Raw genomic sequence first — 26,095 nt, 5'->3', positions numbered from 1 at the left:
GGTTAGTTTAAGTTATTTAACAGATCGAGTTGTTTTTGGGCATGAGCGGCCCATTCGCCGGGTTGGTTGTTCAGCAAATCTTCAAACACCTGCCTGGCCCTGGCTTTTTCGCTGAGGTTTGCTAACGCGATGCCCCGGTATAGCTTCCCTTTGTTATTATCCGGATGTTTTTCAAGCAGCAGATCAAAATGCTGCAAGGCATCAACAAAACGATCAAAACCCAAACAAAGCACACCCGTATTTAAGCGTACATCTTCATTATCCGGGTCATATTCCAATATCCGCTCATACTCGGCGGCACCTTCAAGCATATCGCCGCTTTGCAGGCAGGCTACGGCCAAATGGTTTCGCACAGCAACATCCGCAGGAAAAAACAATAAATACTGATTGAGGTAAGCTTTTGCCGAAGCATAGTTTTTTACCATTAACTGCGCCAACCCTGCGGTTTGCCAAGCCCGGCCATGCTGTGGATTTTCGGATAAAACATGCCCTGCCAAATCAAAAGCCTCGTTATATTTTCCGGTAGACAGGTAAACCTGGGCGACTCCCATCAACAGGTTTAAATTAGCCGGACTAAGTTCGATGGCCCGTAACCAGCACGTTTCAGCACTTTCCATATCGGCCGAAAGCATATATAATTTAGCAAGCCCTTCCCAGGCTTCAAACTGCTCATTTTTAAGCCGAATACTTTGCTTAAAGGCATTATAGGCATCCTCATATTGAGCCAGTAACACTTTAGTATTGGCAAGATTGAGCCAGGCGGTGGCGTTCTCCGCATCTATTTCAATAGCCCGTTCAAACAGTGGCAAGGCTTCGGTAAATTTATGTTGCTGGTATAATAGCATGCCCCGGTTATTCAGCAGGGTTACACTTGGCTGATTCAAATCCGCGGCTTTCGCGTAGTACTCGTCGGCAACCACAAAATTGCCGTTAAGGTGGTGCATAGCACCAAGGTTTATCAGTTCGGTTAGTTGGCTTTGGTTGCTCATAACATTTCTTCTTTAACTTTATCGGCTATGCCACCCGCTATTTCGGGGATATTGATATCCGGGTAGGTAACTTTTATATCGTCGGTTTTAACATCAAACGGTTCGCCGTCTTTATAATGAACAGGCAGCGACACTTTCACCTGCAGATCAGGACCATAGCTAAATGAGGCCAGGTTTTTACGCCATTCTTTCGAGATATCGAACAAGCCCAGATCAAGCGAGGCTCTCAGCAAGGCATTTACATCAAAGGTGAATTTAGGGTGTACCTCTATCTCGCCCAGGGCATTAAACTCAAAACCTTTGGTTGGCGACCAGGCCAGATCAACAGCCGCGCTCGCCTCTCCCTCCAAACCCAGACCACCCCGCACCTCAATACCACCGGTAACACTGGCCACGCCAATACTCAGGCCCACACCCAAATCGGCATGTAGCTGGATGCCCGCCTTAGCCGGGATAGAGAATTTGGCCCCGCCCGAGATCACCGTATCTTCAGGATGCGAAGGATTGAACTGAATTTGCCCGAAAACATCTTTTAACTGCCCCGGCCCTACGCTGGCTTTAAAATCCAACCCGCCGTTAATGGTTGCCACCACGCCGATACTACGTGGGCCCAATGGGATAGCAAACAGCGGGATCTCGATAGTTGGCGCTTTAAACAGTTGTTTATCGATAGATTTTTGCGGGAAGATATCAACCGCCGATGGCAGCTCTAACCTACCCACAACTTCGATCTCCCCAGCCGGAGTTACTTTTACACTGGCCGAGGCCTGCAGCCAATCGGTAACTTTAAGGGTTAATTTGCCCGAACCATAAGCGGTAAACTTATCTCCGGCAGGTCCCGATGGTGTGCCGTCGGCAGCAATGGCACGGTTTGTTGCGCCTACAGTTACATCGCCCGATACCCTTTCGGCCGTATAGGACGCTTTGCCTTCGATGGTTAACGCCCCATCATCGTAAGCGATGGTAAGCTGCGAATTGATTTTTGGTATTTTAGGTACGGCAATACCATTGGCCTTAACATGGTAAATTTCATCAGGCCCGCGGGTAACCTCCACCGAACCGCTGCCGCTTTGGATACCGGGGATGTTTTCATCCAGCACAAAGCTGCCGCCAATTACCAGTGTTTCATTAGCGTAAGTAACATGAATCTCGGCGCTTTTTACGCCTTTGATATCCGGTTCGGCGGTGCCCGAAGCATTGAAAACGCCTTTGGCATAATCAATTTTGATATGTGCAGATTTTAAGCCCTTTACTTTACCTGCCGGAATGCCAATATCTCCTGAGGCGCTGAACTCACCATTTGCGTATGATGCCTTTATTTGCGCCGGGTTAAAAGTTTTTGAATCGAAATCAAAAGATCCGTCGAGCGCGAACTCACCCGCAGAATTAGCTTTGGCCCCCACCTGACCTTTTCCTAAACCTTTTATTTCAAAATTGGCCATGCCTTTCACCCCGATTCCGGATGTAGCAGCATAAACCTCCAACGATGACGCGGTTACCTTAAAGGGTGGAGGCACCTTCAACTCGCCGGTATCAAATACTTTTCTGATCTTGATCCCATCGGCATCAAATATGATATCAATGGCCGAGCCTTTAATGAAGGGCACATCTGTATTGATCTTACCAAATCCAACAAAACCTGCGCCTGGATCGAGATCAATATCATCTATTGTAATAGGACTAAAACCTTTGGCGGTAAGCCCTGCGCTTAACTTGGATTTGAGCGATGCCTTGTTGAAACGCCCACCATAAATACCAGGCACAGGAGTAATTTCATGATCAGCAAGCACCACAGGAGCTAAGAAAGCATTATTTTGAAAAGCCTCTAAGGTGGCACTTCCCTTTGATCCTGTACTCATGATAACAGGCTGATCCTGGTGCGTGTACTTTACATCTTTAACTTCAACGTGCGCGCTCCTGGTACTTATTGCCCCGAATTTACGCTGCACGCCCTTGATATCAAAAGAGGCGCCTGCTGTTTGCACCGTGCCCGAAGGGACTTGTATGCCGTCCATCGCACCAAACCTTTCGCTGGTGATTAACTGCAGGCGGTGCGCATCAGATAATTTGAATTTATTTTGCTCTGCAGTTGAAAGGAACGAAAGCCCTTTCAAATGCGCGCCATTTTGAATCTCGGTTTTTTCCCAGCCCCTACCCTGGCCGGTAATAGGAAGGCCTTTGGTAAAACTACCTACAGTAATTGCATAAGTTTTTTGAATTGTATCAACATCAGGAGCAGTTTGACCGGCAGGCATCGTCATTGTTGATAAAGCCAATGTTATTTTCGCAGTAAGCTCTTTATCTATCTTTGAGCCCGACGACCGGTTTGTAGCCGATTCCAGCATCCAGAAGTTCTCGGTACCATCCACCCCGCCTAATTGCGTTTCAACTTTATGGTCAACATCATAACCGCCATCTACATTAGCACCTGCTGCATCCCAAAATGGCCGCGCCGCGGTGGCCTGAATAGCGGCCACATCGCCGGTAATAATATGGCTTAAAGAGGTGCCTTTCTTTTCGTTTGGCAATGTTAAGAAATACGTAGCAGAGGTTGCCGCCGCACCTAACTCAGTCTGCCGCTTAGTTTCAAACTCGGTTGCAAAGGTTCCTCCGGTTGCCGCAATCTTGTTCCATTCATCTATATGTTTTCCTCCGCCATTAACCTTTCTGAAAGTGTAATTGCTTGTTGAAGGCATCATATTATATTTCAGATCGGGAATTTGAACGGAAGGTATAAAGATGGCCTGCGAAAGCGTGTTAATAGGATTGGCAGCATCTGCTTTGATACCAGCTCCTATAACCGGAGATGCTACTCCCATGGTTGGCGCCCGTTGAATAGCCTTTTTCTGCACCCCACCACCGCTTTGCTGCACGGTATGCGCCACCTCATGCGCCAGCAAATGCTGGCCCTGTTTACTCTGCGTATCATACTTGCCCGAATCAAAGTAAATATCATTACCATGAGTAAAAGCCTGGGCCTGCAGGTTTTTACTCAACCCGGCAGCCTCGCTGTTGTTATGGATGCGTACCGCGCTTAAATCCGTACCCATGGCGCCTTCCATTTCTTCGCGGGTGTTGGCGGGCAGCGGTTCGCCACCGCCTTTGCTGCTTTCAATTTTTTGCTGGGTTTGAGGCGATACGTCGGGCACGGCGGCCTGGCTGCTGCGTTTTAATGTATTGCCCTCGTTCGGGTCGCCGTCGCTTTCAAAAATGGGGCGGCGCTGTAGTTCCTTATCGCCGCTGTTTTGCTCTTTTTCCTGTCTATCTTCCTTTTTATCTTCCTTTTTTTGAACTGCAGGGGTAGTAGCAGTGGCAGTTGCAGTAGCAGGGGTGGAATTAGTTGCAGTGGCAGCAGCAGTTGCAGTTGGTGTTTTGGGCTGATTGATGTGTTGCACGACCTTATCGGCAACCTGGTCGGCTTGCTTTTCGAAATGATCGCCAGGTTCGTTAACTGTCATTTTGCGCTGTACGCGGGGACCTTCAAAAAAAGGCGACTCTTTGGCCTGTTCGGCTTCATGCGTGGCCGAAAAGAAATTATCTTTCGAAGCCTGCTGATTGCCGGGTTGCGCTTGTTTGGTATTGGCGGGTGCTGCCTTTTGCGGTGTTTTCATTGCCATTCCACGTAAAAAGGTTCAACCATCCATGGTAATTTAACTACGCCCATTCCCCAGGGCAGGGTTGATAGCAGGATATCCATATCCATCCGTTCCACAATCAATCGGGCGGGCTGTTCGGCTTCTATCAGTTTTCCGTTCCGGTTCAGGAAACCTTCGCGCAGGCCTTCAGTCGAGGTGTTTTTCAGCGCTTTCCAGTATTTAATTACCGTGCGCAGCATATTGTCGCCTTCTTCAAGCATCCTTTGAGGGATTTCCACTTCGCGCTCCAGGGGCTCATCTGCGGGCCATCGGCATAAAAACTTTTCGAAATACAAGTCGTATTCAAAAGCGTTGGTATTGCCAGTACCGAGGTAATGCAACAGGTGAACGGCCAGTTGCCTCGCCGGCAGATCTACGAAATCATTATCCTGCAACAAACCGAAATCTTTAAAAAAGTATTCTAAAAACGGGTGCAGGATCACCAAACCGGCCTGGCTTACATAAATGCCGCCTTCGTCTTCTTTTTGCACCGGGTTAGTTTCCTCATCCCTGTGGGGAGTTAGTGTTGGTTTGTTTTTCTGCGGAGAGGCCGGTAATGGAGTTTCTGTTTTGACTACAGAATCGGCAATTTCAATCAGTTTTGATATAGATGGCCGAGCTGATGTTTGCAGCAGATCGATTATTAATAGCGCAATCTTGCTTCCCAACCCTTCCGAGGTAAGAGAAGTGGTACCCATACGGAGCCAAAGCGCAAGAAGCGTTTTTTCAATAACTTCAGATAATTCAGCCTGCTCAAAATTCAGATTTGTACCGGCTTTTTTATGCCCGATTGATATAGGGTCATTCTCCCCCTGGTTGTTTTTATCACTCTCTTTATCGTTCCCGCTATCATCCTTTAACAAAGCTATTGTTTGCTGCTCATCCGCTCCCGCTTCTCCCCTAACAATTAACCGGATTTGCTGTGCAATTGCTTCAACGGTTTTCTGTACCTGTTGCTCATCTATCGCCAATAAAACAACAATTAGTTTTTTTACAGATACTATATCAAATTGCTTAAACAACCTGCTCAGGGCTACTGATGAGGCATTAAACAGCCTGATCAGTTTTGATTTTGAAACACTATCTCTTACTAAAACCGATAATAGGTTACTAAACCACAGCGCTTCCTGTTGCAGCCAATCGGTATCCGTAGCTGCGTACCAGGGCAACCTGCCGGTGCTGATAAAATGCATAAACACATTAAATGCCTTTTGCTCTTCGGTTAGTGTAAGGTGTAGGATCTCTGCTTCTTCCTCTTCGTTACTGGGTAATGCCGAAGGATTTACCACCGGATCAAGCGCCTTGCCAAGGCTTGCTGTTAGCTGCTCAAAAACAGTTTCCAGCTTCCCCGAACCGAGGTCGAGGTCTATTTTATCTATCAGCACGTGGCCGGGCACATCCATTTCATCCAGCAGTTTTTGCAGTTGCTTCAACAGTACCTGCTCAAAGTGGCGTACGGCATCGTCCTGCACCTGTTGGGCAGTATTACGCCGCGGCACTTCAATTTGCAGTACCAGCTTATGGATGATATGTTTACCCTTGCCCATTGCTTATATTATTTGGTTGCTCCCGGATCTTTTTTGATTGTTGTGGGATCGATCTTTGGGGTTGTCTCCGCTTTTATTGTCGGGTCTTGTTTTACCGTAAGTTTTGGTGCCGGATCCTGGATGGTTGTTTCACTTGCAGGTAAACGGGTAACAAAGGTTTGGCTTATGCCGGCAGGCAGTGCTATCGGCCCCGGGTTAAAGGTTGAGCGGCATTTATCAAACTTGCCGTTAATAGCGGTAAGTATAATGGTGGTATTGCGGCCGCGCGGATAATTAGCCATCGGGAATGTTTTCACCATGTTAACTTCGGTGCTGGTTGTGCCATCATCAAACTGCCAGATAAATTTGAAATTCGCTGCATTAGCCGTTTTGTTGGTAAGCGTTACCGTAGCCACTCCCTTGGCCGCATCCGTAACCACTTTATATTCAAAGGCAGCAACCGGGTGCTCGTGGATCAGGATGGCGCAATCTGGCGCGGGTTTATCATTCACCATAAAGTCGCTTATCTTTTTCTCGAACGGACCTTTGGATGGATCCACAACCCATTGGCTACCCAGTAATTTCACCTGCTCGCCCAAAGTTTTGGAGGTAACTATACCACCTTCGGGCTGTACGGTTGTAAAGTTCACGTTCCCCTCGTCCGAGCATACTTCGCCCTTATCCAGTTGCAGCACAACAGGTTCTTCCGGAATCTCTACCGTATAATCAACCGTTTTAGTATCGGTACAATCGTGATTGGTTACCGAAAGTTTAAAGGTAATTTTACCATCAGGGAAGTTTTTACGGAGAAAATCGTACTGTAATATCGCCAAATCATCCGGCGAAGTTAGGTTGGCATGTACCTGCCCATCAGGCAATGTCCAGGTGTAAGCAAACGAATCACCTTCTTTTTGGTTGGTATCTGCCCCCAGGCGGATGTAAACGGCATAGCTGGTGGTATCGCTCGGATCGGCAGTTGGCGTAACTTCGGGGTGTTTAAATACGGTGATGGTACATTCGGTTGGCTGTTCGTTCACGGTGAACTTAATGGCCTGGCCAAATGAGCCGTCTTTAACTTTGGTGGTATCAAAGTAGGTGATCTTATCCCCCTCTTTACTCACCACAGTATCCTCAAAACCGGCCGAGGCTTTAATAATACCATCAACAGGACTTACCTTAAACGGCAACAAACCTTCATCCGAGCAGGCCACGGCTTTAGGCAGGCTCAAACCAACCTGCGGCTTAGGCATAATAAAGCCCACCGGCGGGCAATCCGAACAGCACATATATGGCAGGCAGAAATCAGCAAATACCACATCCACGGGTACATCGGGGGTGGCGGCTACCTCCCTTTCCTTGCCGTACCTCCTCGCCAGTTCCTGCGTTTTTGCAATTATAACGGCTTCGTTTTTGGGGTTATATCTCCGTTTGGATAGGTTTTCGTAGTATTTTATCGCATCCGGTATATCCTCATAATCTACATTTTTCGCTACATACTCCATCATGTCCCTATCATCCTCAAAGCCTTTAACAAAGCGTTTGTCGTCTTGCAAGGGCGAAAACCGCTCATCTCCAAAGCGTTTATCCGGAGCCGTGGTGGGCTTAGGTGTATTCGCAGTAGCGGCATACACCATTACAAAAGTGCCCCCGGCAGGTACCCCGGCCAAATGCTCCAAACCGGTATGACTGGCCGAGTATGCCGCGAAAGTAAGCTGTTGCAGCAGCTTGGTTTTGCGGTCTTGTATCTCTTTTAATATCACGGCCAATGCCTGGCCGGCGCAACAGTTTTCTGATAAGCGCCATAGTTGCAACTCATAGTCGTCTTCATAACCTTTGCGCACATAATCGGGCTTGGCAAATATTTCGCGGCTTTTTTTGGCTGCCGATCTTACTTCGTCGCACAGTTCGTCCAATTTGGCGGTAAAGTTATCGATGGTGTCTTCGTCAATATCCACCAGCCTGTCGGGCAGCCATTGGCTGATGTTGCGTGTTCCGGCGATCATCCGGATAGGGATATCAACCGCTATAGCCTGCTCGTACGAACCTGTTTGCGAAACATCAACAAGTACGCCAACGGCCTGGGCATAATCTGATATACTAACCGCTCCCTTCTGCCGGATGAGATCAATATACGAGCCCAGGGCACCCTGCACTTTATTAATATTGTTATCAACCGCGTCGATACCGCCATCCATCACATACTTTTTATTGATGGCATACCCGGTAGTTACCTCCTGCTGGGCAGCAGCAGGTTGCGCACCGGTGTCCTCTGCCTTGGCTGCGCGCTTTTCCGTAACAACGGGCGCAGCCGCTTCTTCTTCGTTGGCAAATTCAAGTACCTGGCCCTGTATTTCGTATTTTACCTCTTTGGCTACGGCATAACCGGTTTTGGTATTGAAGCTTGAAAAAAACTGGCTCACATCGCCATAAAGGCAGTTTTGTTCGGCCTGGAAAGCGCGCAGTGTCGCCTCCAGATCGTTAAACTGGCAGGCATAATCGTTTATGTCGATATCATCAAGTGTTACATTGCCCAGGCGAATGGCGGCCACATCAAAAGGCAAATTGGTTTCCGTTCTGATCTTTTCTACCGCTTCCATGGCATCGGTATACGTTTTACCAATGTGCCCCTCTATCCTGAAAAAGTTATTGCCGTCAATCGAATAACTTAAAGGGTTCACCACCGCGTCGTTAGCCGGAGAATACTGGCTGGCGTTATAGCCTAATATCAGTTTATCGGTACCTTGCAGCCAACGGCTATAGCTCCATTTTTGGGCGAGGGCCACAGTTTTACCGTAATAAAAAGGGATAGCCCTTGCTTCAACAGGTTTGCTGTTATCAACCGATGGGGTAATTTTTACGCCCGCGTTTGCCGATGGCGCAAAGGCACTGCTCATGATGCTCAACCTATCCAACAGGTTGATAGCCGCGTTCAGTTTCTCGCGGTTGACACTCACCGCAGGCGAGGCGTAAAACCGGTGACGATATGCCGTTGGCCTTGCGGTTGGCGTAGCTGTTAATGCCCCCAGCATAATATGCTTAGGAAAAGCGTAAATATTAGGGCAACACTGGTAAACAATGTCAACCAGCAAGGCGCGCAACTCATTATAGGTGGCTAACAGATCCTTATAAAAATCGTACAGGTACTGAGCCTGCAACGGCGCGGTTGAAATACTCAAGGTGGCATTAATGATAGCGGCAATACCATCTATAGAATAAGCCGACTGCGGATCGAGCACAAACTTGAAAGTGCCGTACAATGATTTGATGGCGTTCACCAATGCCGATGCACCGTTTTTGGCCGTATTGGCAAAAGCCGCTGTAAGTGTTGATGATGAGGCTATATTTTGCGAGTTTAAAAACACCCGGCGGGCGGCCAGTACCGGCGCATCGATATACGAATTATAGGCGTTGAAGTACTTTTTATAAATATCATCATAAATAACCTCCGACCCGCTTTGCTCAATAATCTGGTTCATGTTGGCCTGCGATACCAGCAGCACTTTTGGCCGCGCCACCTGTTTGCGGCCCTGGTTATCGCAATCTATCGCGGTACAGGCATCGGGGTCTTTGGAGTAGTATTCCAGATACAGCAAACCATACATTTCTAAAAGCTCGTTACCGGTTTTGGTTTTAAAAGTGGTAAGCGGACTGCTATCTGCCGGGAACGCTCCTTTATCATCGGCAGCAACCAACTCCCATAAATCCATCTGGGCACTATCTGTACCCAGGGGATAAAATGGCGGGTATTTAATAAGCGAATTATCATAAGCCCTGAAGTTTTTGTAAACGGTTTCGGGCAGGTACAGCAGGTCGCCATCAGTGGTTACGCCGCAGCCTTTGCAGACGGTAATGCCATTGGCATCGCCTTTAAAACTTAAACCGCATACCAGGCCCACCCCTATTAAGCAGGTACGGGTAAGGCGCTGCTGATCTTCAAAAAAATCTACAATATCATTTAACTGCTTGGCGGTAAGCACCTGGCTATCAACAAAGGAGTTATACTCTAAAGTGATATCGGTAAGCTTTATGTTGGTTACTGGAGGCATGGCTTTTTCATTTAGGTTTTAACTGTTTTTATTTGTACCACCCTGCAAGGTGCCAAGGCTGGTTTTATTCAATATGATCGGGTTGGTTTCCTGGGTATCATCGTCGCAATCGCTTAGCTGGCCCTGCTGGTAAACGGTGTACAGTTTTTCTATCAGGTCGATAAATTTGCTGTTCAGTACCGGGTCCATCGAGGTATCGGTGCTTACGGCTATATGTTTGGCGGCAAGCCATTCTTTGTAAAGCTTTTCAAAATCCACCATCTGGTCGTGGCCGATAAAGCAAATCCTTGGTAAGATATGCGCGGGTGTTTCAGTACGGATCAGCCGCTCGGCATAGGCCCGGAACGCGGTATCACGCAGCCTTACGCTGTAGCCCGGCAATACCACACAAACGCGGAACGAATACGGATCAAGCGGTTTACAGAACTCGCCGTTGGGATCAAGGCAAACCGGCATAAACTGGTGATTGGTTTTATCATCGCCGGCGTAATCAAATGGCGGGCGAAGCAGGATGTTTTCAATCACGTACATGCCCTCCATCTTAAAATCGTTCTGCATAAATTTGATGATGTAGGCAATCTCGGTTTCAATAGCCGCGGCGCTAAACTCCATATCATTATTAGTAAGCAGCGTACCCTTCGCGTTGGCAATGTTGTAAACATATTTGCCTGCCGTAGCACCCGGACTTAAGCGGTAATTTTCCCTATCGCAAGCCAGAACAGATACCAGGCCCAGATCTTCATAGGCATCAATCTCTTTGGAAAAATTGGCATTGCCTTTAAATTTCACCACGCCCAGCTGCGAGATAGTCCAGTTGTAATGAGTAGCATCCGATTTAAAGAGCAGGTAATCTTCAACGGCCAGTTGCTGCATTTTATAGTTAGAGAAGCCCAATTGCATAGAGATGCGTTTTTCCATGCCCGATACGTTTACCAGTTGCTCATCGGTGGTTTTGGTGTTGTAGAGGTCCATCCCGGCGCCGCGGCAAATGCTCATCTGGTCGTAGTCTTTCAAAAACTTTACTTTATGCCTGATGATGTTGCGCTGGTAATCCTCGCCATAAATACGGTACATTAAAAATACGTACTCGTTAAACTGCTCGGCAAAGCGGGCCAGTAAATGATCCAAAAATTTGTTTTTCCTTTCGGGATAGTTGTCCTGGCGTATATCGGTAATCACACCATCAACCATTTGCTGCCATTGCGCGTAGCCCTCTACAATTTTATCAGCATCGCGCACGCTGTTCACTACGTTGCCGAAATAGGTTTTGCGGATGCTGTCATCGGCTGTTAAAAGCACCCTGGCGTTTGATAACTGAGCGAAATAGTTAGCCAGCACCTGATCATAAAATAACAGGTAAGCTTTCAGTTGCAGCGCCAGCGAGCGTTGCTCGGTAGTGGCGGTGTCTGATAAGCCCAGCGGCGAGACGCCATAGTTTTCGGGGAACTGGTTTTGCAGGGTTTCGTAGTGGCCTATGTCGCGGTAATCGCCTTCGGGTACGGGCAGGTCAACTATTTTTTTCGCTTCAACGCTTTCCTGCCAATCCTTGCGGAGTTTATCCAGGTCGGCATCGGCTTCGTTTTGTTTTAGTTCGATGGGGACAACATCTTTATAAAAAGTGAAGGATGAGTTGGTTTCGCAAAGCACCGGTTTATACCCGGCGGCTACGCAAAGCAGCCATTCGTTTGATTTGTAGATTTTATCGGCTACCTCACTCTGCGGCGCGGTACATCCGCAGAAACCGAATGAGATGCGTTTTACCAGCCGCACGCCGTCAATCTCCATAATGATACGGTATAGATCAGACAGGCGGACTTCGGTACGCAATTGCGAAGCGGCAAGCTCGGCAGGGATAATAAAACCCTGTTTAGCAAACTGGGTATCGATGCCTTGCAGGTTGGCAAAATCCATTACCGGGCCTTCAAATATCTCGTCGGGCTGCATGCCTTTGTCCAACAATTCCTGCAATAGGTAAAAGCGGATATCGGGTGTTAAATACTGCTCGATGTTGAACATGATCTGCGCCCAGATCATTTCCGGATCGGCCTGGGGTTGCAGCTCTATCTCGGCACAAACCACTATTTCCTGTTTATCAACGGCTTTAACCTGGTCAAGATCTTCGCACAACTCGCGGAAATAGTGATAAACCGATTTTATTTGTTTGATGATGCCATCCTGCCTGGCTTTTATTTTGGTTTCATCACCTTCCAATTCGGGAAAATCTTCAAAATCTATCAGGATATCGTTGATGCCTTTCAGATCAAATTTCACTTCTTCACCGCTTTTTGCAGCTTCTGCGGGTTTGGCGTAGCGCAGTAAAGCTTTACCATCCGGTTGTTTATAATTGGCGATTATACTGTGCGGTGATTTTTTTATCCAGGCATTGCGTACCCCATCAATCCGCACAAAAAGCTGGCGGTAATCATCGGCGGTAACCGGGTAGGTTGGTAATATTTTAATGGCCGATAGAAATTGCCGGTGCATGCTGGTGGTGTTGTCATGGTCAACAGCAACTATGTTTTCTACCGGCAGGGTGATGCGATAGTTAAGATCGGTAAGGGCGTAGCACAGCATCTCGAGCGTGGTGATGCCCGGATCGTGCACGTTATAATCCGTCCAGATGGCGCTGGCGAGGTCGCGGATGTGCTGCATGCCCTCGGTGCGCAGGGTATTGTACTCAGGCCCAAGGCTGGTATCAATTTCTTTGGGTATGGTTAACTGATCGGTCATGGGCATACGGGTACGGTTTGGGTATCAATAATGTGTTGTTTGGCCGATACCAGGATGGCTTTCGAGTTGCCTGCCTCCAGCACATCGGGATTTGCGGGCCCGGTGGCGGTGAAGTACATTTTAAAATCGGCTATATAATCAACATAAGATAGTTCTTCAATAAAGCGGATCATTACGCTTTTGTACAGCGTGCCGCCAAAATCAATATCGGCGTTCTGGTTAAAAGCCCAGGGCGACAGGTAATTGATCAGGTCGGTATTCAGTTTGGCCGCGTACAGGTTTTCATCCAGTCCGAAATAAAATTTCACTTTAAAGGATAGGATCACTTCTTCATAATCGGGGTTGATCGTAAGCAAATCAACATGCTGCGAGTTGAGGCCCGAGAGGTATTTGGTGATCTCGCTCAAAGTGTTTTTGCTTACGCGGGGTTTAAAAGGATCAAAACTGATCTGATTGCGGATATCAGGGATAGCCACCACCCGCACGCTGCCGGGTGCCACCTCGCTGCTATCATCAGTATGGTTAAGGCATTTTACCCTGAACACCTGCGGGAATTGTGCCATTACCAGATGCTCATAATCCCAAATGGTGATGGCCCGGTGTTTATGCCTAAGCCTTTCGCTCACTCTCAATCTGAAAGCTCCATCATCTTCAGGCAACAATCCACCAAAGGACGCATAAGGCTGTGTGATGGATTTGATCTGCGGCAGCCTGTCCACCAATTTACTGATGGTGCCTGCGGGCAGGCCGCTTGCCAGGTGCGATAACTCATTGTCATTATCATCAAACTCAGCTTCTGCGGCCTGGATATGTACGTTTATGAATTTACAAACCGAATTGATACTCACCGAAGCGGGTAACTCTACGCCGAGCCAGGTAAGGCTTTGGTTAAGAAAAGTGTTATTGGTAGTAGCACCTTCGGGGATCAAAAACCGGATAATGCCTGATCGTAAAAAATCGTTGGTATCATCGCTGATGATATTTTTCTTATCCAAAGCCAGCCATTCATTGCCTGATAGGTAGTACCATTTAGGTTGGATAGTATCGGTAAAGGATGGCGAAAGCGCATCTTCACTCCCCTCAGCAACCTGGAATAAAATGCTGGCTACCGAGCCGGTTTCTATATCCGCGATACCAATATAAAACCCGGCCAGATCAGGCACTTTAGGCATGGCGCTGATATTATCGGCAATTAAACCGTGATATTGTTTTTTAAGGAAAGCATGCTGCTCGGCCTGGCCAAAAGGGGTTTCATGAAAAAACTGTACGCTGTGGTTAATGTAGTCCGTCAACAAACCAGAATTGTCGTTAGTGCCTGTTAGCTCGTCAATTTTATTGCTGGCCGATGCTTTGTAATCAAGGGTTAACGATGAAATCTCCGGCGTATAAGGTTGCTTCGGGATTATTTTTGTTTTTGATGTATCGGTAAGCGCGATAGCAAATAATTGCGGGTACGCGTTATGCAAAAAATCGCGCTGCAGGCTCAGGCGGATGTAATTATCCTTTACCGCACCCGAAAAATTTTCGGTTTGGGTTTGCACCGGGGTACTTGCCCGCTGAAAGCCGATAAACCCAACCACCGGAAAAAAGGCCTGCATAGGCTGCACATACTGCTGCACCAAAGCCTTTTCGGCCAGCGGACCGCTGCCGTGATTATAACTGCCGGATACATTAAAATACAGGTATTTATTAATGAAAGGCGCGGCGGTGTTTACAGACGGATTATTGTTAGGCTGATCAATATTAAATGTGTTGCTCAGCGCATTTACCTCGCTCACTGCCGGGGCTACCCATTTGCCCTCTTTGATATAATAAACTTTTGCTTTGAAACTATCGCTCCCGGTTATTACCCTGCCGCCACCGGTTTCATCTTTAGGTTCGCTGCTCGCGGCCGCAGTAATATCATAGCCGCTGGGCGTTAAGGTTGGCAGCAGATAGTTTACACGGTACGCGGTGTAATAACTTTTCAAATCGGCAGGTACACCCTTCCATTCAATATTTGGGGTGATCTGTGTCCAGTTTTTTTGGAAGATTTCGGCGTTGCCGATATACAGGTTTGAACCGGCCTGCGGAAGTGCCCCGTAAGGAAAAAACGGTTTGGATGGATCAACTTTGCCGTTATCGTTCTCTACCGAAAGGTTTTTCATCCCTTTTACCTGCACATCAATAGTTACATTGTTAAGCTTGGCTTTGCGCAGCGCCTGGTAAACCGGGTAAGCCTTATCCTGCACATTCATCAGCAGGCGGATAACCGGAAAATCGGTTTTGTAATGTTCTTTATGAATTGCCGGGTCGTACGGTACTATAGCCTTGGCCTTTGCGGGGATGTTTACCGTAATAATCAACTGGTTGCTTTTAACCACAAAAGCATCTGTGGTTGGAAAATCTGCCTGGATCCAGTCTTTCTCGGAGGTTACAAATGCTTTAAACAATTTCGGCAGCGCGGTCGCATCAATGGTATCCAGCGCGTTAAAGTTAAGCGTTAGGGTGATGGTCCGGTCGCCCTCGTTCATCAATAAAACTTTTGATGCAAAGGCAAAACCCATCGAAGCCGTTGGCCAGCTAACATTGCCAAAAGGGTTCCATTTAGGCACATCATCCTTAAAAGGCGTACCCAAACCATCTGCCGAAAAACTTACATCGGCATAAGCAACCCGTTTATCAGCATCAGCCCTGTACCAGCTTTTCATGGCGGCTATGGTGGCGCTGTTTACGGCCAGTTCGCTGTTGGTTTTAAATACTATGGGCCGCGGTTTAGTGCTTTTATCCTTCCCGGCATCAAGCGCGGTGCCTTGCGGCAAAAGGAAACCGGTTAGGTTGCGGGCCAGTTCAAATATTACGTGTACCTTATCGGGTACCTCGGGGCGATTACGGAGTTGTAATACCTGCTTAAAATAAAAATCGAGGTGGCGGCCGGTAAACTGGTTCAGGGCATCTTTTGAGTGCTGGAGGAGCATAATAAAGCTCATGAACAGCGCCAGGTGTGGCTCTACATCGCTTTTGATGCTCGAATCGGGAAAGCCCAGATCAGCATTCTGTATTTTTACTTCAACCTGTTTCAGAAAATCCTGCAGGGCTTTTTTATCCTGGATAAAGAAGGGTTTCCAGTCGCCCTGCGGGTGGTCGCTGTCTTTAAGCGAGTAGTAGTTAAGTTTATCAGCATAAGCGGCCGCGAACGTTAGCCAATCTTCCATGCCCAATTCCTCAATTGGGGCGTAGGCTGGATCGAGCGCTTTCAGAAAGCGCTGCGACTGGCTTGAGCCATCACGTTGAAGCGGATTTTTATCGTTACAGGCCATGGTTAGTTCTATTTGTTGGTCATGATACTGGTAAGGTCATTTTTATAAAAAGGGAACACGTAATTGTACCTCGAATTGGTGGTACGCACCGTGTAATTAAGCTTGATAAGCAAAATCCCTTCATTATCCATACTGCTGTCAACGTCGGTGCTGTTAAGCGTTATCCTTGGTTCAAAGTACAGTACGGCGGTTTCAATCAAATCTTTGATGTAGGTTTTAAGGGTGAGGTTCACGGCCTCAAAAACTACATTTTGTAAATCGCAGCCAAAAGTTGGCTGCATTACGCGCTCGCCCAGGCGGGTAGTGAACAATATGCCGAGGCTGCTTTCGATATCGGCCTCGTCGGTAAGCATTTCTACTTTACCGCCGTGGTTATCAAAACTGGGCGGAAAACTCCAGCCCCTGCCTATAAAAGCTATTTTTGGTTCCATTTTCTTCAGCCTCCGATGATTACTGTTGGGCAGCCTAACACTATCGATCCGCCGTGGGCTGTGCTATCGCCCATACGGGCGGCGGGCTTTCCGCCTATCATCACCGTTGCCGAGCCCTTGATGATCGAATCGGGCGGACCGGCACAAGTACACATATCGCCCACGCAAACGGCAGGCATGCCGCCAATAAGTACCGTTGGTACCCCCGGCCCCATCACAGGCCCACCTACATGAGGTGCCGGACCGTTAAACATAGGGCATACGTGCATATCGCCTATCCGTGCTGCTGCTCCCATTTTTTGCTATTAGTTTATTTGTACAATTGCACCTTTAAGCGTTGCCGTTCCGCTCGATTTCACCTCCACACCGGCCGATCCTTCGGCCGCGAACGAGGTATTGGCTTTCAGGCTTACATTCATTCCCTCGGCATTAAAATCCTGCTGGGCTTTTAAAACCAGTTTTCCTTTGGTTTCGATGGTGATCCCGTCGCTGTTCATTTTGATGGAGTTGTTGTTTTCGTCCTTCAGCTCAATCGCCCCGGCATCTTCATCCATCGTTATTTTTTTCCCGGCAGGCGTTTCGATAGTGACTGATTTTTTATCATCATCAAAAATCATTTTCATTTTGCTGCGGGTTACAAAGCCTTTTTGGTTATTGGCATCGGCAGCCTGTAGCGGCGCGGTTTTGTTGCTGCTGTTCAGCATGCCCAGTACCACGGGTTTGCGGGGATCACTGTTTAAAAAGCCTACTACCACTTCATCGCCCACCTCGGGCAAAAAGAAACTGCCACGTTCTTTACCGGCATCTAAGGTGGCTACCCGGGCCCAGATGCCCTGCTCGTCCGGGCTGATTACCGGCATCCGTACCAGTATGCGGCATTCGCCATCCGGGTCGCTTTCCAGTTGGGTTACTACCCCTATCTGCAAGCCGGGTACCGCCTGGATCAATGCTGAGGCTGGTTTGATACTGGTCTCAAATTTTTCGGCAAACCATTGCGGATCTAATCCAAACTGTACTTCCAGTTGCCAGTCTCCGGCGGATACATGGTGTTGGATGTGGCTTACAAAAGCGTTGCCGTTAAAGCGGTCGCTTAGGTTGCTCAGCTTAATGATCATACCGGGTTTTACGGTGTGGATGCCTTTAAATTTCACCCTGCCGCGTACTTTGGAGAGCACCTGTTTCAGTTTCATGCCTGTTGCCCAGGCCTGTAGCTCGGGTTGGGTAAGCTTGCCTCCATGGTTCAGGTGAAAATCCTTTTCGTTAAACACACCTGCCAGGTCATCGGCCGTAAGGTTGCCGTTCATCTCGCTTGATGGCGGATTGGCATCAACCTTTTCAATCTCCTGCGAGGCCGGGTTCCAGGTGCGGCCGGTTACGGACGGGAACTGGATCCGTGAATCGATCTCGGCATCCAACTCCAGCATGGTGGCACCAAATGATAACTCTACAACCGGGCTGCCGCTTAATTCAGGGGCTTTGATGGATAGCGTATTATCATCAGTGTAAACCAGCATGCCGTTTGCTTCGGCACGGGCGGTGATGAAATCCCAGTCGGTGGCCTCGTATTGTACCAAATCGCTTGTGGTTACGTTCATGGTGGCTACATCAGCGGTTAAACCGCTGTAATTGCCAGCCAGAGTTGTAATAGCATCACTGTCCTTCACCTTTTCGCCAAAGTATTTGCTGTGGCGGGCCAGAGTCATGGCTATGGCCTTATCACGGCATTCAATTACCAGTTGCGAGCCGCTATTGCGCAGCTTGATGCTATGTTTTATCACCACACCTTTAAACAGGGTGTAGTTATCAGATTGATAACCGCACAGTATCTCGATACTTTTTCCCGGCACAAACAGGTCGCCGTTGCTGGCATCAAACTTTTGGGCCGAGCTGTCGCCATCCATAATTACCAGTTTGGCGGCGGCTATGCGGTTCACGCCTTTATCAATCACAATAGCTTCCACCTGCATGGTACGCGGTATTTCGGTACCCTCAATTTTTACAACGGGGGTAACAACGGTACCGGGCCTGGTGGTTTCTATGGTGCGGCTATCGGCCATGATGTTATTATTGGTTTAATGGTGGAAACTTGATCTTTGAACCTGTGGTTAAGTACCTGAAATCGTTAAGGCCGTTTACACGGGCTACTTCAATGTAATACTTCGAATCGCCATACATTTCGTAGCAGAGCAGCGGCAGGGTATCACCCTCGTTAATTACCCGTACTTTCATCAAATCGGGCGATTGGGCGTTTTCTTTAGCTACCCGCTTTTTATCTTCAACCGAGCCGATGAACGATGTTTTCACTATCGCCCTCAGGGGCCTGCCCTGGCTATCAAACAGTTTATAGCTGATGTCCATCGATTCGAGCGCGCCATCAAATTGCAACGTTCCCCAGTAAATGCTTACAAAGCGTGGCCGGTGCTTATCGCCCTGGTACTCAATGATGAGCTTTTGCAGGTTCTCGATATCCTCGTCAACCCCCAGTTCGCCGGCAGTAGCGCCGTTGATCACCCCGGTACGATCAAACATCAGTTCAAAATCCATTTTCTGCGGCTCGATCTTGGAGAATTTGGGCAGCTTACCCGATGTGCCTTGCGCCTGCTTGTCAGAATATTTGATCTCAATTTTCTGGCTGTAGCTTTCAGGATTCACCTGCACAAACATGGAGCCTTCCTCCTTTTTGTTCTGAGGATCGGACCAGGCCACAATCTTCATTTTGGTTACGTTATCAGGCATCAGCGTTCGTTTTTATTTTTCAATATTTCCAAAATCTGCTCCACGCATTCGGCAATGATCTCGTCCTTGTCGGCACCGCCGCCACCGCCGCTGCTTCCGCTTGGTTTTGCATCCTGTTCGGCAGGGCTTTGGTTTACGCTTACGCGGATGTTGAGTTCTCTGATCTCGATAGGCATAACATCAGGTTTGAAGGGTGTAATACTGGTACTGCAACTCAAAGCTTTCAATAGCGATGCTGTTTTGCTCGGCATTCAAATCGCTCAGGCTCCATTTTTTTGGCCAGGCCTGCACTACATTCCAGGTTAAAAGCGGGTCGTGCTCTTCGTTAAGCAGGCTAACGGTGAGGTCTTTTGGTTCGATAATAAAATTATTGAACACGTTATTACACCAATCCACCAGTAGTTTCGATTCGGTGATCAGCCCGCGCTTCAATACCAGCGCCGGGAACTTGGCCCGTACCGGTAAGGCGTGCTCAAAGCGGTTTTCACCGCCCTCCTTTCTGCTCTCGGTTTCCATCTCCATAGATAGGCCCGATACATTCTGGAAACGGCTGTCGATCTCTTCCTCGCCAATGCCAGTAAACGTCACTTTAAAGTGGAAGCCTAAAGGCGGATAACCCGATTTAGCGTCGAAGGCCATGTTTAGCCGTTTTTAATGGTTAAACCTTCGTGTGCAACTTCCAAAGTTTCAATAGCAGCCTCGTTAGCATCTGCCTTTAAATCGGCCGACTGGATCTTAACCGGGAAGGCATTTTTAACCGACCAGGTAACTACCGGCTGGTGCTCTTCATTCAACAGGTTGATGGTAAGGTCGCGGCGTTCTATCTGGTTTAGTTTTACGGTGTTCATCCAATCATAAAACTCATTATCGTTGGCAAAGGTGCCCCGTTTAAGGGTGATGTTGCCGTATTTACGCATACCGGGCATTTTTACCTTGTTGTACTCCTTGCTGCTGCCTTCGCGGTATTCAACCACTTCGGTTTCAATCTGTAAGCCGGTAACTTCGGTAAAACCGATACGTGTGCCACCCCAGTCAACCTGGAAATGGAATTTTGGTAGAGGATAATTTGCCATTTTATTTGTTATTAAATGAAATTCAATTGATTAATTTGATTAACTCTCCATCATTTTGTGCATAAAGCGCAGAATGATAAACTCGGCCGGCCTTACTACAGCCATACCTATTTCAACTATCATGCGGCCCTCCAATATGTCCTGGGCAGTCATGGTTTCGTTAAGGCCTACGTGTACAAAAAACGCGTCTTCGGGTTTGGCACCTTGCAGCGCTCCCGCACGCCATTGCAGTGTTAAAAAGTTTTGAACCATTACCCGCATTTTTGTCCAGGTGTTGGCATCATTGTTTTCAAACACAAATGGGTAGGTAGCTTTTTTTACCGATTCTTCAACCATGATAAAGAAACGCCTTACCGGGATGTAACGCCACTCGTTATCATTACCGGCCAACGTACGCGCCCCCCAAACCAGGGTACCACGACCTGCAAACGCCCTGATGGCATTGATTGATTTACCGGTTGAGGTAACGTTCATATCATCCTGATCGCTGTTATCTATTTTAACTACCGGGCCTACCACGTTGTTAAGGCTTACATTGGCAGGTGCTTTCCAAACGCCGCGAGCACCATCAACATTAGCATATACACCGGCAATGGAACCGGATGGCGGCATGGTGCTCATTTCAAGTCCGGTAGCCACATTTACACCGTTAAAAAAGGCGTTACCCGCAAACAGGGCCTGCTCGGCCTGATTTTCATAAAACTGCGCGCCGCTAAGTAATGCCGCAAAATAGCTGAGGATGGTATTCAGGGTATCTGTAACCGCCTTGACGATGTTAAGGCCGCCAACCGCATTATGGGTGTACACATCCGGCGTAATCGGGGCTGTATCAAAAGTTAAGCCCTGCAGCCAATCGGTTCCGTCTAAAACGCCATAAATGGTTTTGGGATCGCGGCCGGGCATGTTTGGTTTTACGGTTACATTTTTTTCGATGGATACCAGCTTTACAATGGCATCGGTCAATTTTTTATCCTTGGCCATCCGGTCGATATCCACATTAAGCGGAGAATTTGCCGGAATAGCTGCTTTTGCTTTTTTGAAAGCTACAGCAACTGAGGATACCAGATTCATGTAACCGGTTGTCTGTGTATCGGCAGTAACATTTTTGATCAGGTTATTTACAAAAACCGATAGTTTGGCCTTAATAGCGTCAATACCGCCTAACCTTAGTGCATCCTTATCGGCCTGGGTGCTGAAAACCTGGGCTATTACCTTATCGGTGTCGCTCATTGCATTTTGCAGAGCAGTTACCAGATCTTTTTCGGCCTGGCTTTTTGAAAAGGCATCATAATTGGTGATTTTATTGGGTGTTGGATTGGCATTATCCCAAAATACCAACTGCCTGAAATCCACATTTACGGCATAGCTGGTAATGATCCACGGATAATAAGCCGCGCCATAATTAAGGTTATTGAGGCCAACAGAATTACGGAAATCATCAATAGGTTTGTAGCTTACATTCTGCGGTTTATCGCCCTGCAAAACATCGAGGATCGAAAACCTGTCCTGCATTCGGGCGCACAAGGCCAGAGCCTGAGTTTGCAGTGAGCTGAATTTAAGCAGGTCGGGCTTTTTGGTAGCGTCCAGCAGTTCAACCGCGTCCGGGAAAAGGATCAGTGTCGGTTCATCGTAAGCGCTGAGCGTGGCAATACCATCTGATAACGGTTGAAAACCTATAGTATCGGCAAAACTACCTACCGAAACGATATAACAAGGACCGCCGCCATTATCAAAATACTGTCTTAAGGCATTGTATAAATGAAAGCGCTTATCAGGCAACACGCCCAGAATATGGTTATTGGCAGGATCGATGGTTACGTTATACGCCACCTGGATGTATGCCGTGCCAAAAAGGCTCTCAAACTCCAGCAGCGATTTGATACGCGTTGGGGTATTGGCCAATGTTTTGCCATCGGGCGTTAGGGCAAAGGCCGTGTAACCGATAAAGGCCGGGATTGCGGTTTCAACCTGGGCTACTGATGGCGGAAAAAGTGCAATTTCCTGCACATAAACGCCGGGTGTTTTATAAGCCATGATTAATTGATTTAAGATTGAACCATTTTATGACTGAACTTCAGGATAATGAACTCGGCCGGGCGTACCACTGCCATGCCCACTTCAACTATGAGGCGGCCTTCCAGTATATCCAGCGAGGTCATGGTTTCGCCAAGGCCAACGTGTACAAAAAACGCGTCCTCCGGTTTGGCACCCTGTAAAGCACCGGCACGCCATTGCAGTATTAAAAAATTGGCTATCATACCGCGCACTTTGGCCCAGGTATTGCCATCGTTAGGCTCAAATACAAATGGCTGGGTTGAATTTTTAACCGATTCTTCAACCATATTAAAGAAACGCCTTACCGATATGTAACGCCACTCGTTATCATTACCGGCCAGCGTGCGCGCACCCCAAACCAACACACCTTTGCCCGAGAAAGTCCTGATAGCATTTACCGATTTACCGGTGCTGGTAACATTCATATCTTCCTGGTCGGCATCGTCAATTTTTACCATTGGCGCGGCTACCATGTTAAGGCTCAGGTTGGCAGGTGCTTTCCAAACACCGCGGGTATTATCTACCGAGGCATAAACACCGGCTATAGCTGCAGCAGGTGGCAAAATAAGGGCGAACTGATCAATTTGCTGTTTGATGGTATTGTACAGATCGCTGTTGAGGTGGTAGATGGATGTCCCGGTGTTTTTATCATCGCGCAGTACCGAATTATTCGGAATGTCGGCTGTTGTTACGCCCGATCCGGCAATAACCTTCTGCTTGGTTTCGTCTAAAAAATAGCTGATGCTGGTTTGCAGCCATGGATAGTAGGCGGCACCATAGCTCAGGTTGTTTACACCTATTTTACCGCGAAACTCGGTTGCTATATCGGCGAAGGCTTTTTTTCCCTTGTCGGCAGCGGCAATCAATGGGTCTATCAATACCACCCTGTCCTGCAAAAAGGCTGCTTGTGTTAGTGCACTGGTAAACAGACCGTAATATTTGGTAGGATCTGTAATATTTACCGCATCGGTATATAAAATAATGGTTGGTTCATCTTCTTTCTGAACGGCATCAAGCGCCTTACCCAGGTCAACTTCGCTCGGAACTACCGCCGAACCGGTTTGCCCGGCCGAAGAAATGTAGCACGGCCCACCGCCGTTTGCAAAATAAAGCTGCAAACAATAGTACATCCTGAATTTTAAGGTGGTGTACGGATCGGTAAGCACGGTATCCAATGTAAAGGCTGTACCGCTTTTGTTAATTTTAACACCCGCTGCGCCTGTGGTTATGAACACTGTATTTTCAGGGAAACCAAAAATCTGTTCATACTCTTTAAGCGATTTAATCCTTACAGGGTTGTATTGCAATGACGCCCCGTTGTAAGTAATGTTTTGTGTGTAGCCTATAAAGGCAGGGATAGCCGTTTCAACCTCGGCCACCGATGGAGGTAGGAGCGGAATCTCTTCCACGTAAACACCCGGAGTTTTGTATGTTGTTGCCATATTACTGTTTTTTAAATCCTAAAAAAATATGTCTGAAAAAATCTGGTTGGTTTCTGGTTTTATAAGCGAGGCTGTTGCGTTGGGCAGGTCGACCGTTGTAGGCTTATTGTCTTTGTCTTTTACTTTTACACTTAAAAAGCCCTGCCGGGTTAATGGCAGCGGGTTATCACTTACCGATGCCGCGCCGAAAGTTTTACCGATGTAGCGCCAGTAGGTTGCCCGGTTTTTAAACCGCAAACTAAACACCGGCGATTTCAGTGTAGTATCGCCCTGCAACAGGTTATAAACCGCGTTACCTGTTTTTACACAGATATCGATAAATGCCCAGGCCGATGCATCCTGGCTGTAGTAAAAAGCAAAATCATCTTTATAACTGGCATCGGCGGTGCTTAAATGTGCTGTGTATAAACCTTCGGGCAAATCGCCCATATCGGCTTTGATGATATTTAAGTCGCCGCTTTCCATGCTGGTAAGCACGTTTACGGTGTTGCCGAGGCGGTCTTTAATTATCAGATCGGGCGCTTTGCCGGCTACGGTTACCTGGTAGATGAAAATCCGACCGAACTGTTGGATCAGGTCGTTATTCCCGGCGTAAGCCAAAGGTTTGCCGCCTACCAGCGTGTCGGTGATCCAGTTGCCTGCCGGTGTCCCTCCTGCAGCCGGATCGAGGTTATTTTTCTTTTGTGCAATGAAGAGCTTTGTTGGTGCGGCCTGGTTATCAACCAGCATATCGCCGGGGTAATAATCGGTTGCTGCCTTGTACACGTTTGGCGTGGCAGTTAATGCCGGCGATACACGTGGCAAATACGAAGGATCATTGGTAAAATAATACACCATGCCGGCCGGTGCCTGCAAAGGCAATGAGCTATAGTTTGCAAACAGGCCATCAGTAATGCTTAGGTTAAAACTGAATACGTCATTATCTGCCGGTACCAGCTGCGGTTTTTCTTTTCCCGCGTCTAAAGTATAGGGCACACCGGTGATGATGCCGGTTGGTGTTTGCTTATAAACCACATGCAAACCGGCAAACTTTGCGCGGGTAGCTTTGGTTGGCACGATGTACAAAAAGCTGCCGATATCATAGCGTTTCAACAGGTTTACCTGCGCATCGGCGGTAAGTGTATCGAAGAGCTTATCTCCATCGTCCAGGTGATAATGGTGACGGATATTGATCTCGAAAAGCGTTTCGTAGTTCAGGTTGAGTGTCATAAGGTTATAATTTACAGGTCAATCTCCCGCACAAATCATTAACTCAGTTTCTCGCTCAGTTCAATTTTCTTGATGATGCCGCGTGTTTCGCTTACGTTATCCCTCAGGATCTCTACCAGCCTAACCCGGTACAGTACATAAGGAAACTGCTTGCCGCCCAGCGTGCTCCACAGGTAGTTGGCCTGCTCAAATGTGGGCGAATAGATATCCAGTATGAGGCGAAAATCGCCAAGGCCAACTTTCGTAGTGGGACTGTTTTGTTTGGTGAACGTGTTCTTCCCCTGGAAAAACTCTACAATGTGCGACAGGAAGATGAGCGATTTTTCGTACGAGGTATGCAAACAAGCCGAAAACAGCACATACAGGTTAAGGTACATAGGCGCGTTGCGGTAATTGATGTTGTCGCCATCGCGCACATAGTTGGGAATGTTTTTCATGGTAAACTCTTCGGAGATGTTTACCAGCGTTACCAGGACATTTTCCAGGTTCTTGATTTCGTCGTCGCTCAGGTGCGCAACATTTTTAAGTTGCGTAAAATTTGAGGCAAGTGTCGAATTACCGTCGGTGGTTTTGAGATAATTATTTAACTGCTCGGCTAAAAAACTTACGGCCTGGTAAATCATGATAATAGATGTGTTTATAGGTGGCTGCGGTAACCCGCTGATGTTGATGTAAAGTTGGCTATCAGGCTTTTATAATTTGCAAGTGCCTGCACGTAATTGCCCGCGTGTATCTACGCTATTGAAAAACGTATAAATACGTATGGCTGAATGGGTTAATTCAACGCAAAACCTTTAATTTATGGTTAAAAAACAAATTTACTGGCGGTTAAATTTCTGAACCGGGATTTGGGGGATTAGTTGGATATACAGGATTTACTTTTTGTCTGAACCCGAATTTGGGGGAATTATTTGAATTTATAGA

17 protein-coding genes are annotated in these 26,095 nt (G+C 47.6%); all 17 read right to left on the bottom strand.

All coding sequences use genetic code 11. The features are described 5' to 3' along the window. Window positions 1–2 precede the first annotated feature (2 nt). Genes HYN43_RS04105 through HYN43_RS04030 form a run of 17 tightly spaced genes read right to left on the bottom strand, consistent with a single transcriptional unit; the run spans window position 3 to window position 25,794 of the window. On the bottom strand, window positions 3–989 hold the full coding sequence (locus HYN43_RS04105) for a tetratricopeptide repeat protein (RefSeq protein WP_119408251.1): 987 nt from the start codon (window positions 987–989) through the stop codon (window positions 3–5). Continuing rightward, the gene (locus HYN43_RS04100) at window positions 986–4,600 is read right to left on the bottom strand and encodes an eCIS core domain-containing protein (RefSeq protein WP_162996305.1); all 3,615 of its coding nucleotides are present in this window, start codon (window positions 4,598–4,600) and stop codon (window positions 986–988) included. The genes HYN43_RS04105 and HYN43_RS04100 overlap by 4 nt, the downstream gene beginning before the upstream one ends. Next, a complete protein-coding gene (locus tag HYN43_RS04095) occupies window positions 4,597–6,171 on the bottom strand; it encodes a contractile injection system tape measure protein (protein ID WP_119408249.1) in 1,575 nt (524 codons plus the stop codon). Before HYN43_RS04095 ends, HYN43_RS04100 begins: the two co-directional genes overlap by 4 nt. Before the next feature lie 8 nt (window positions 6,172–6,179). Next, window positions 6,180–10,196, bottom strand: a complete 4,017-nt coding sequence (locus HYN43_RS04090) for a hypothetical protein (RefSeq protein ID WP_119408248.1) — start codon at window positions 10,194–10,196, stop codon at window positions 6,180–6,182. An 18-nt stretch (window positions 10,197–10,214) separates the two neighbouring features. After that, on the bottom strand, window positions 10,215–12,926 hold the full coding sequence (locus tag HYN43_RS04085) for a hypothetical protein (protein WP_119408247.1): 2,712 nt from the start codon (window positions 12,924–12,926) through the stop codon (window positions 10,215–10,217). Further along, window positions 12,923–16,225 carry a baseplate J/gp47 family protein gene (locus tag HYN43_RS04080; RefSeq protein WP_119408246.1) on the bottom strand — a complete coding sequence of 1,101 codons (3,303 nt, stop codon included), beginning with the start codon at window positions 16,223–16,225 and terminating at the stop codon, window positions 12,923–12,925. Before HYN43_RS04080 ends, HYN43_RS04085 begins: the two co-directional genes overlap by 4 nt. A gap of 8 nt (window positions 16,226–16,233) precedes the next feature. Continuing rightward, window positions 16,234–16,656, bottom strand: coding sequence for a GPW/gp25 family protein (locus HYN43_RS04075; protein WP_119408245.1), 423 nt, complete (start codon window positions 16,654–16,656; stop codon window positions 16,234–16,236). 5 nt (window positions 16,657–16,661) lie between these two features. Next, window positions 16,662–16,952 carry a PAAR domain-containing protein gene (locus HYN43_RS04070; protein WP_119408244.1) on the bottom strand — a complete coding sequence of 97 codons (291 nt, stop codon included), beginning with the start codon at window positions 16,950–16,952 and terminating at the stop codon, window positions 16,662–16,664. 9 nt (window positions 16,953–16,961) lie between these two features. After that, on the bottom strand, window positions 16,962–18,713 hold the full coding sequence (gene vgrG / locus HYN43_RS04065; protein ID WP_119408243.1) for a type VI secretion system tip protein VgrG: 1,752 nt from the start codon (window positions 18,711–18,713) through the stop codon (window positions 16,962–16,964). 7 nt (window positions 18,714–18,720) lie between these two features. Continuing rightward, window positions 18,721–19,392, bottom strand: coding sequence for a CIS tube protein (locus tag HYN43_RS04060; RefSeq protein ID WP_119408242.1), 672 nt, complete (start codon window positions 19,390–19,392; stop codon window positions 18,721–18,723). Then, the gene (locus tag HYN43_RS30155; RefSeq protein WP_162996304.1) at window positions 19,392–19,568 is read right to left on the bottom strand and encodes a DUF5908 family protein; all 177 of its coding nucleotides are present in this window, start codon (window positions 19,566–19,568) and stop codon (window positions 19,392–19,394) included. The genes HYN43_RS04060 and HYN43_RS30155 overlap by 1 nt, the downstream gene beginning before the upstream one ends. A gap of 4 nt (window positions 19,569–19,572) precedes the next feature. Further along, the gene (locus HYN43_RS04055; RefSeq protein ID WP_119408241.1) at window positions 19,573–20,031 is read right to left on the bottom strand and encodes a phage tail protein; all 459 of its coding nucleotides are present in this window, start codon (window positions 20,029–20,031) and stop codon (window positions 19,573–19,575) included. A 2-nt stretch (window positions 20,032–20,033) separates the two neighbouring features. After that, entirely contained in the window at window positions 20,034–20,465 is a 432-nt protein-coding gene (locus tag HYN43_RS04050) for a phage tail protein (RefSeq protein ID WP_119408240.1), read from the bottom strand. Window positions 20,466–20,504: 39 nt separating this feature from the next. After that, window positions 20,505–22,499 (bottom strand): phage tail sheath C-terminal domain-containing protein, encoded by a 1,995-nt coding sequence (locus tag HYN43_RS30695; RefSeq protein WP_119408239.1) that lies wholly within the window; start codon window positions 22,497–22,499, stop codon window positions 20,505–20,507. A gap of 11 nt (window positions 22,500–22,510) precedes the next feature. Further along, a complete protein-coding gene (locus tag HYN43_RS04040) occupies window positions 22,511–23,962 on the bottom strand; it encodes a phage tail sheath family protein (RefSeq protein WP_119408238.1) in 1,452 nt (483 codons plus the stop codon). 18 nt (window positions 23,963–23,980) lie between these two features. Continuing rightward, window positions 23,981–25,171: a hypothetical protein gene (locus HYN43_RS04035; RefSeq protein ID WP_119408237.1), complete on the bottom strand. Its 1,191-nt coding sequence runs from the start codon at window positions 25,169–25,171 to the stop codon at window positions 23,981–23,983. A gap of 38 nt (window positions 25,172–25,209) precedes the next feature. Further along, window positions 25,210–25,794 carry a Pvc16 family protein gene (locus HYN43_RS04030; RefSeq protein WP_119408236.1) on the bottom strand — a complete coding sequence of 195 codons (585 nt, stop codon included), beginning with the start codon at window positions 25,792–25,794 and terminating at the stop codon, window positions 25,210–25,212. Window positions 25,795–26,095: the final 301 nt, after the last annotated feature.

It is taken from the genome of Mucilaginibacter celer (assembly GCF_003576455.2).
Taxonomy (GTDB): Bacteria; Bacteroidota; Bacteroidia; order Sphingobacteriales; family Sphingobacteriaceae; genus Mucilaginibacter; species Mucilaginibacter celer.
The sequence above is the reverse complement of the archived record's forward strand: the minus strand, read 5'-3'. Positions and strand labels throughout refer to the sequence as shown.

Coding starts and splice junctions, on each gene's coding strand:
- HYN43_RS04105 (WP_119408251.1), bottom strand. CDS start 989: ATGAGCAACCAAAGCCAACTAACCGAACTGATAAACCTTGGTGCTATG.
- HYN43_RS04100 (WP_162996305.1), bottom strand. CDS start 4,600: ATGAAAACACCGCAAAAGGCAGCACCCGCCAATACCAAACAAGCGCAA.
- HYN43_RS04095 (WP_119408249.1), bottom strand. CDS start 6,171: ATGGGCAAGGGTAAACATATCATCCATAAGCTGGTACTGCAAATTGAA.
- HYN43_RS04090 (WP_119408248.1), bottom strand. CDS start 10,196: ATGCCTCCAGTAACCAACATAAAGCTTACCGATATCACTTTAGAGTAT.
- HYN43_RS04085 (WP_119408247.1), bottom strand. CDS start 12,926: ATGACCGATCAGTTAACCATACCCAAAGAAATTGATACCAGCCTTGGG.
- HYN43_RS04080 (WP_119408246.1), bottom strand. CDS start 16,225: ATGGCCTGTAACGATAAAAATCCGCTTCAACGTGATGGCTCAAGCCAG.
- HYN43_RS04075 (WP_119408245.1), bottom strand. CDS start 16,656: ATGGAACCAAAAATAGCTTTTATAGGCAGGGGCTGGAGTTTTCCGCCC.
- HYN43_RS04070 (WP_119408244.1), bottom strand. CDS start 16,952: ATGGGAGCAGCAGCACGGATAGGCGATATGCACGTATGCCCTATGTTT.
- vgrG (WP_119408243.1), bottom strand. CDS start 18,713: ATGGCCGATAGCCGCACCATAGAAACCACCAGGCCCGGTACCGTTGTT.
- HYN43_RS04060 (WP_119408242.1), bottom strand. CDS start 19,392: ATGCCTGATAACGTAACCAAAATGAAGATTGTGGCCTGGTCCGATCCT.
- HYN43_RS30155 (WP_162996304.1), bottom strand. CDS start 19,568: ATGCCTATCGAGATCAGAGAACTCAACATCCGCGTAAGCGTAAACCAA.
- HYN43_RS04055 (WP_119408241.1), bottom strand. CDS start 20,031: ATGGCCTTCGACGCTAAATCGGGTTATCCGCCTTTAGGCTTCCACTTT.
- HYN43_RS04050 (WP_119408240.1), bottom strand. CDS start 20,465: ATGGCAAATTATCCTCTACCAAAATTCCATTTCCAGGTTGACTGGGGT.
- HYN43_RS30695 (WP_119408239.1), bottom strand. CDS start 22,499: ATGGCTTATAAAACACCCGGCGTTTATGTGCAGGAAATTGCACTTTTT.
- HYN43_RS04040 (WP_119408238.1), bottom strand. CDS start 23,962: ATGGCAACAACATACAAAACTCCGGGTGTTTACGTGGAAGAGATTCCG.
- HYN43_RS04035 (WP_119408237.1), bottom strand. CDS start 25,171: ATGACACTCAACCTGAACTACGAAACGCTTTTCGAGATCAATATCCGT.
- HYN43_RS04030 (WP_119408236.1), bottom strand. CDS start 25,794: ATGATTTACCAGGCCGTAAGTTTTTTAGCCGAGCAGTTAAATAATTAT.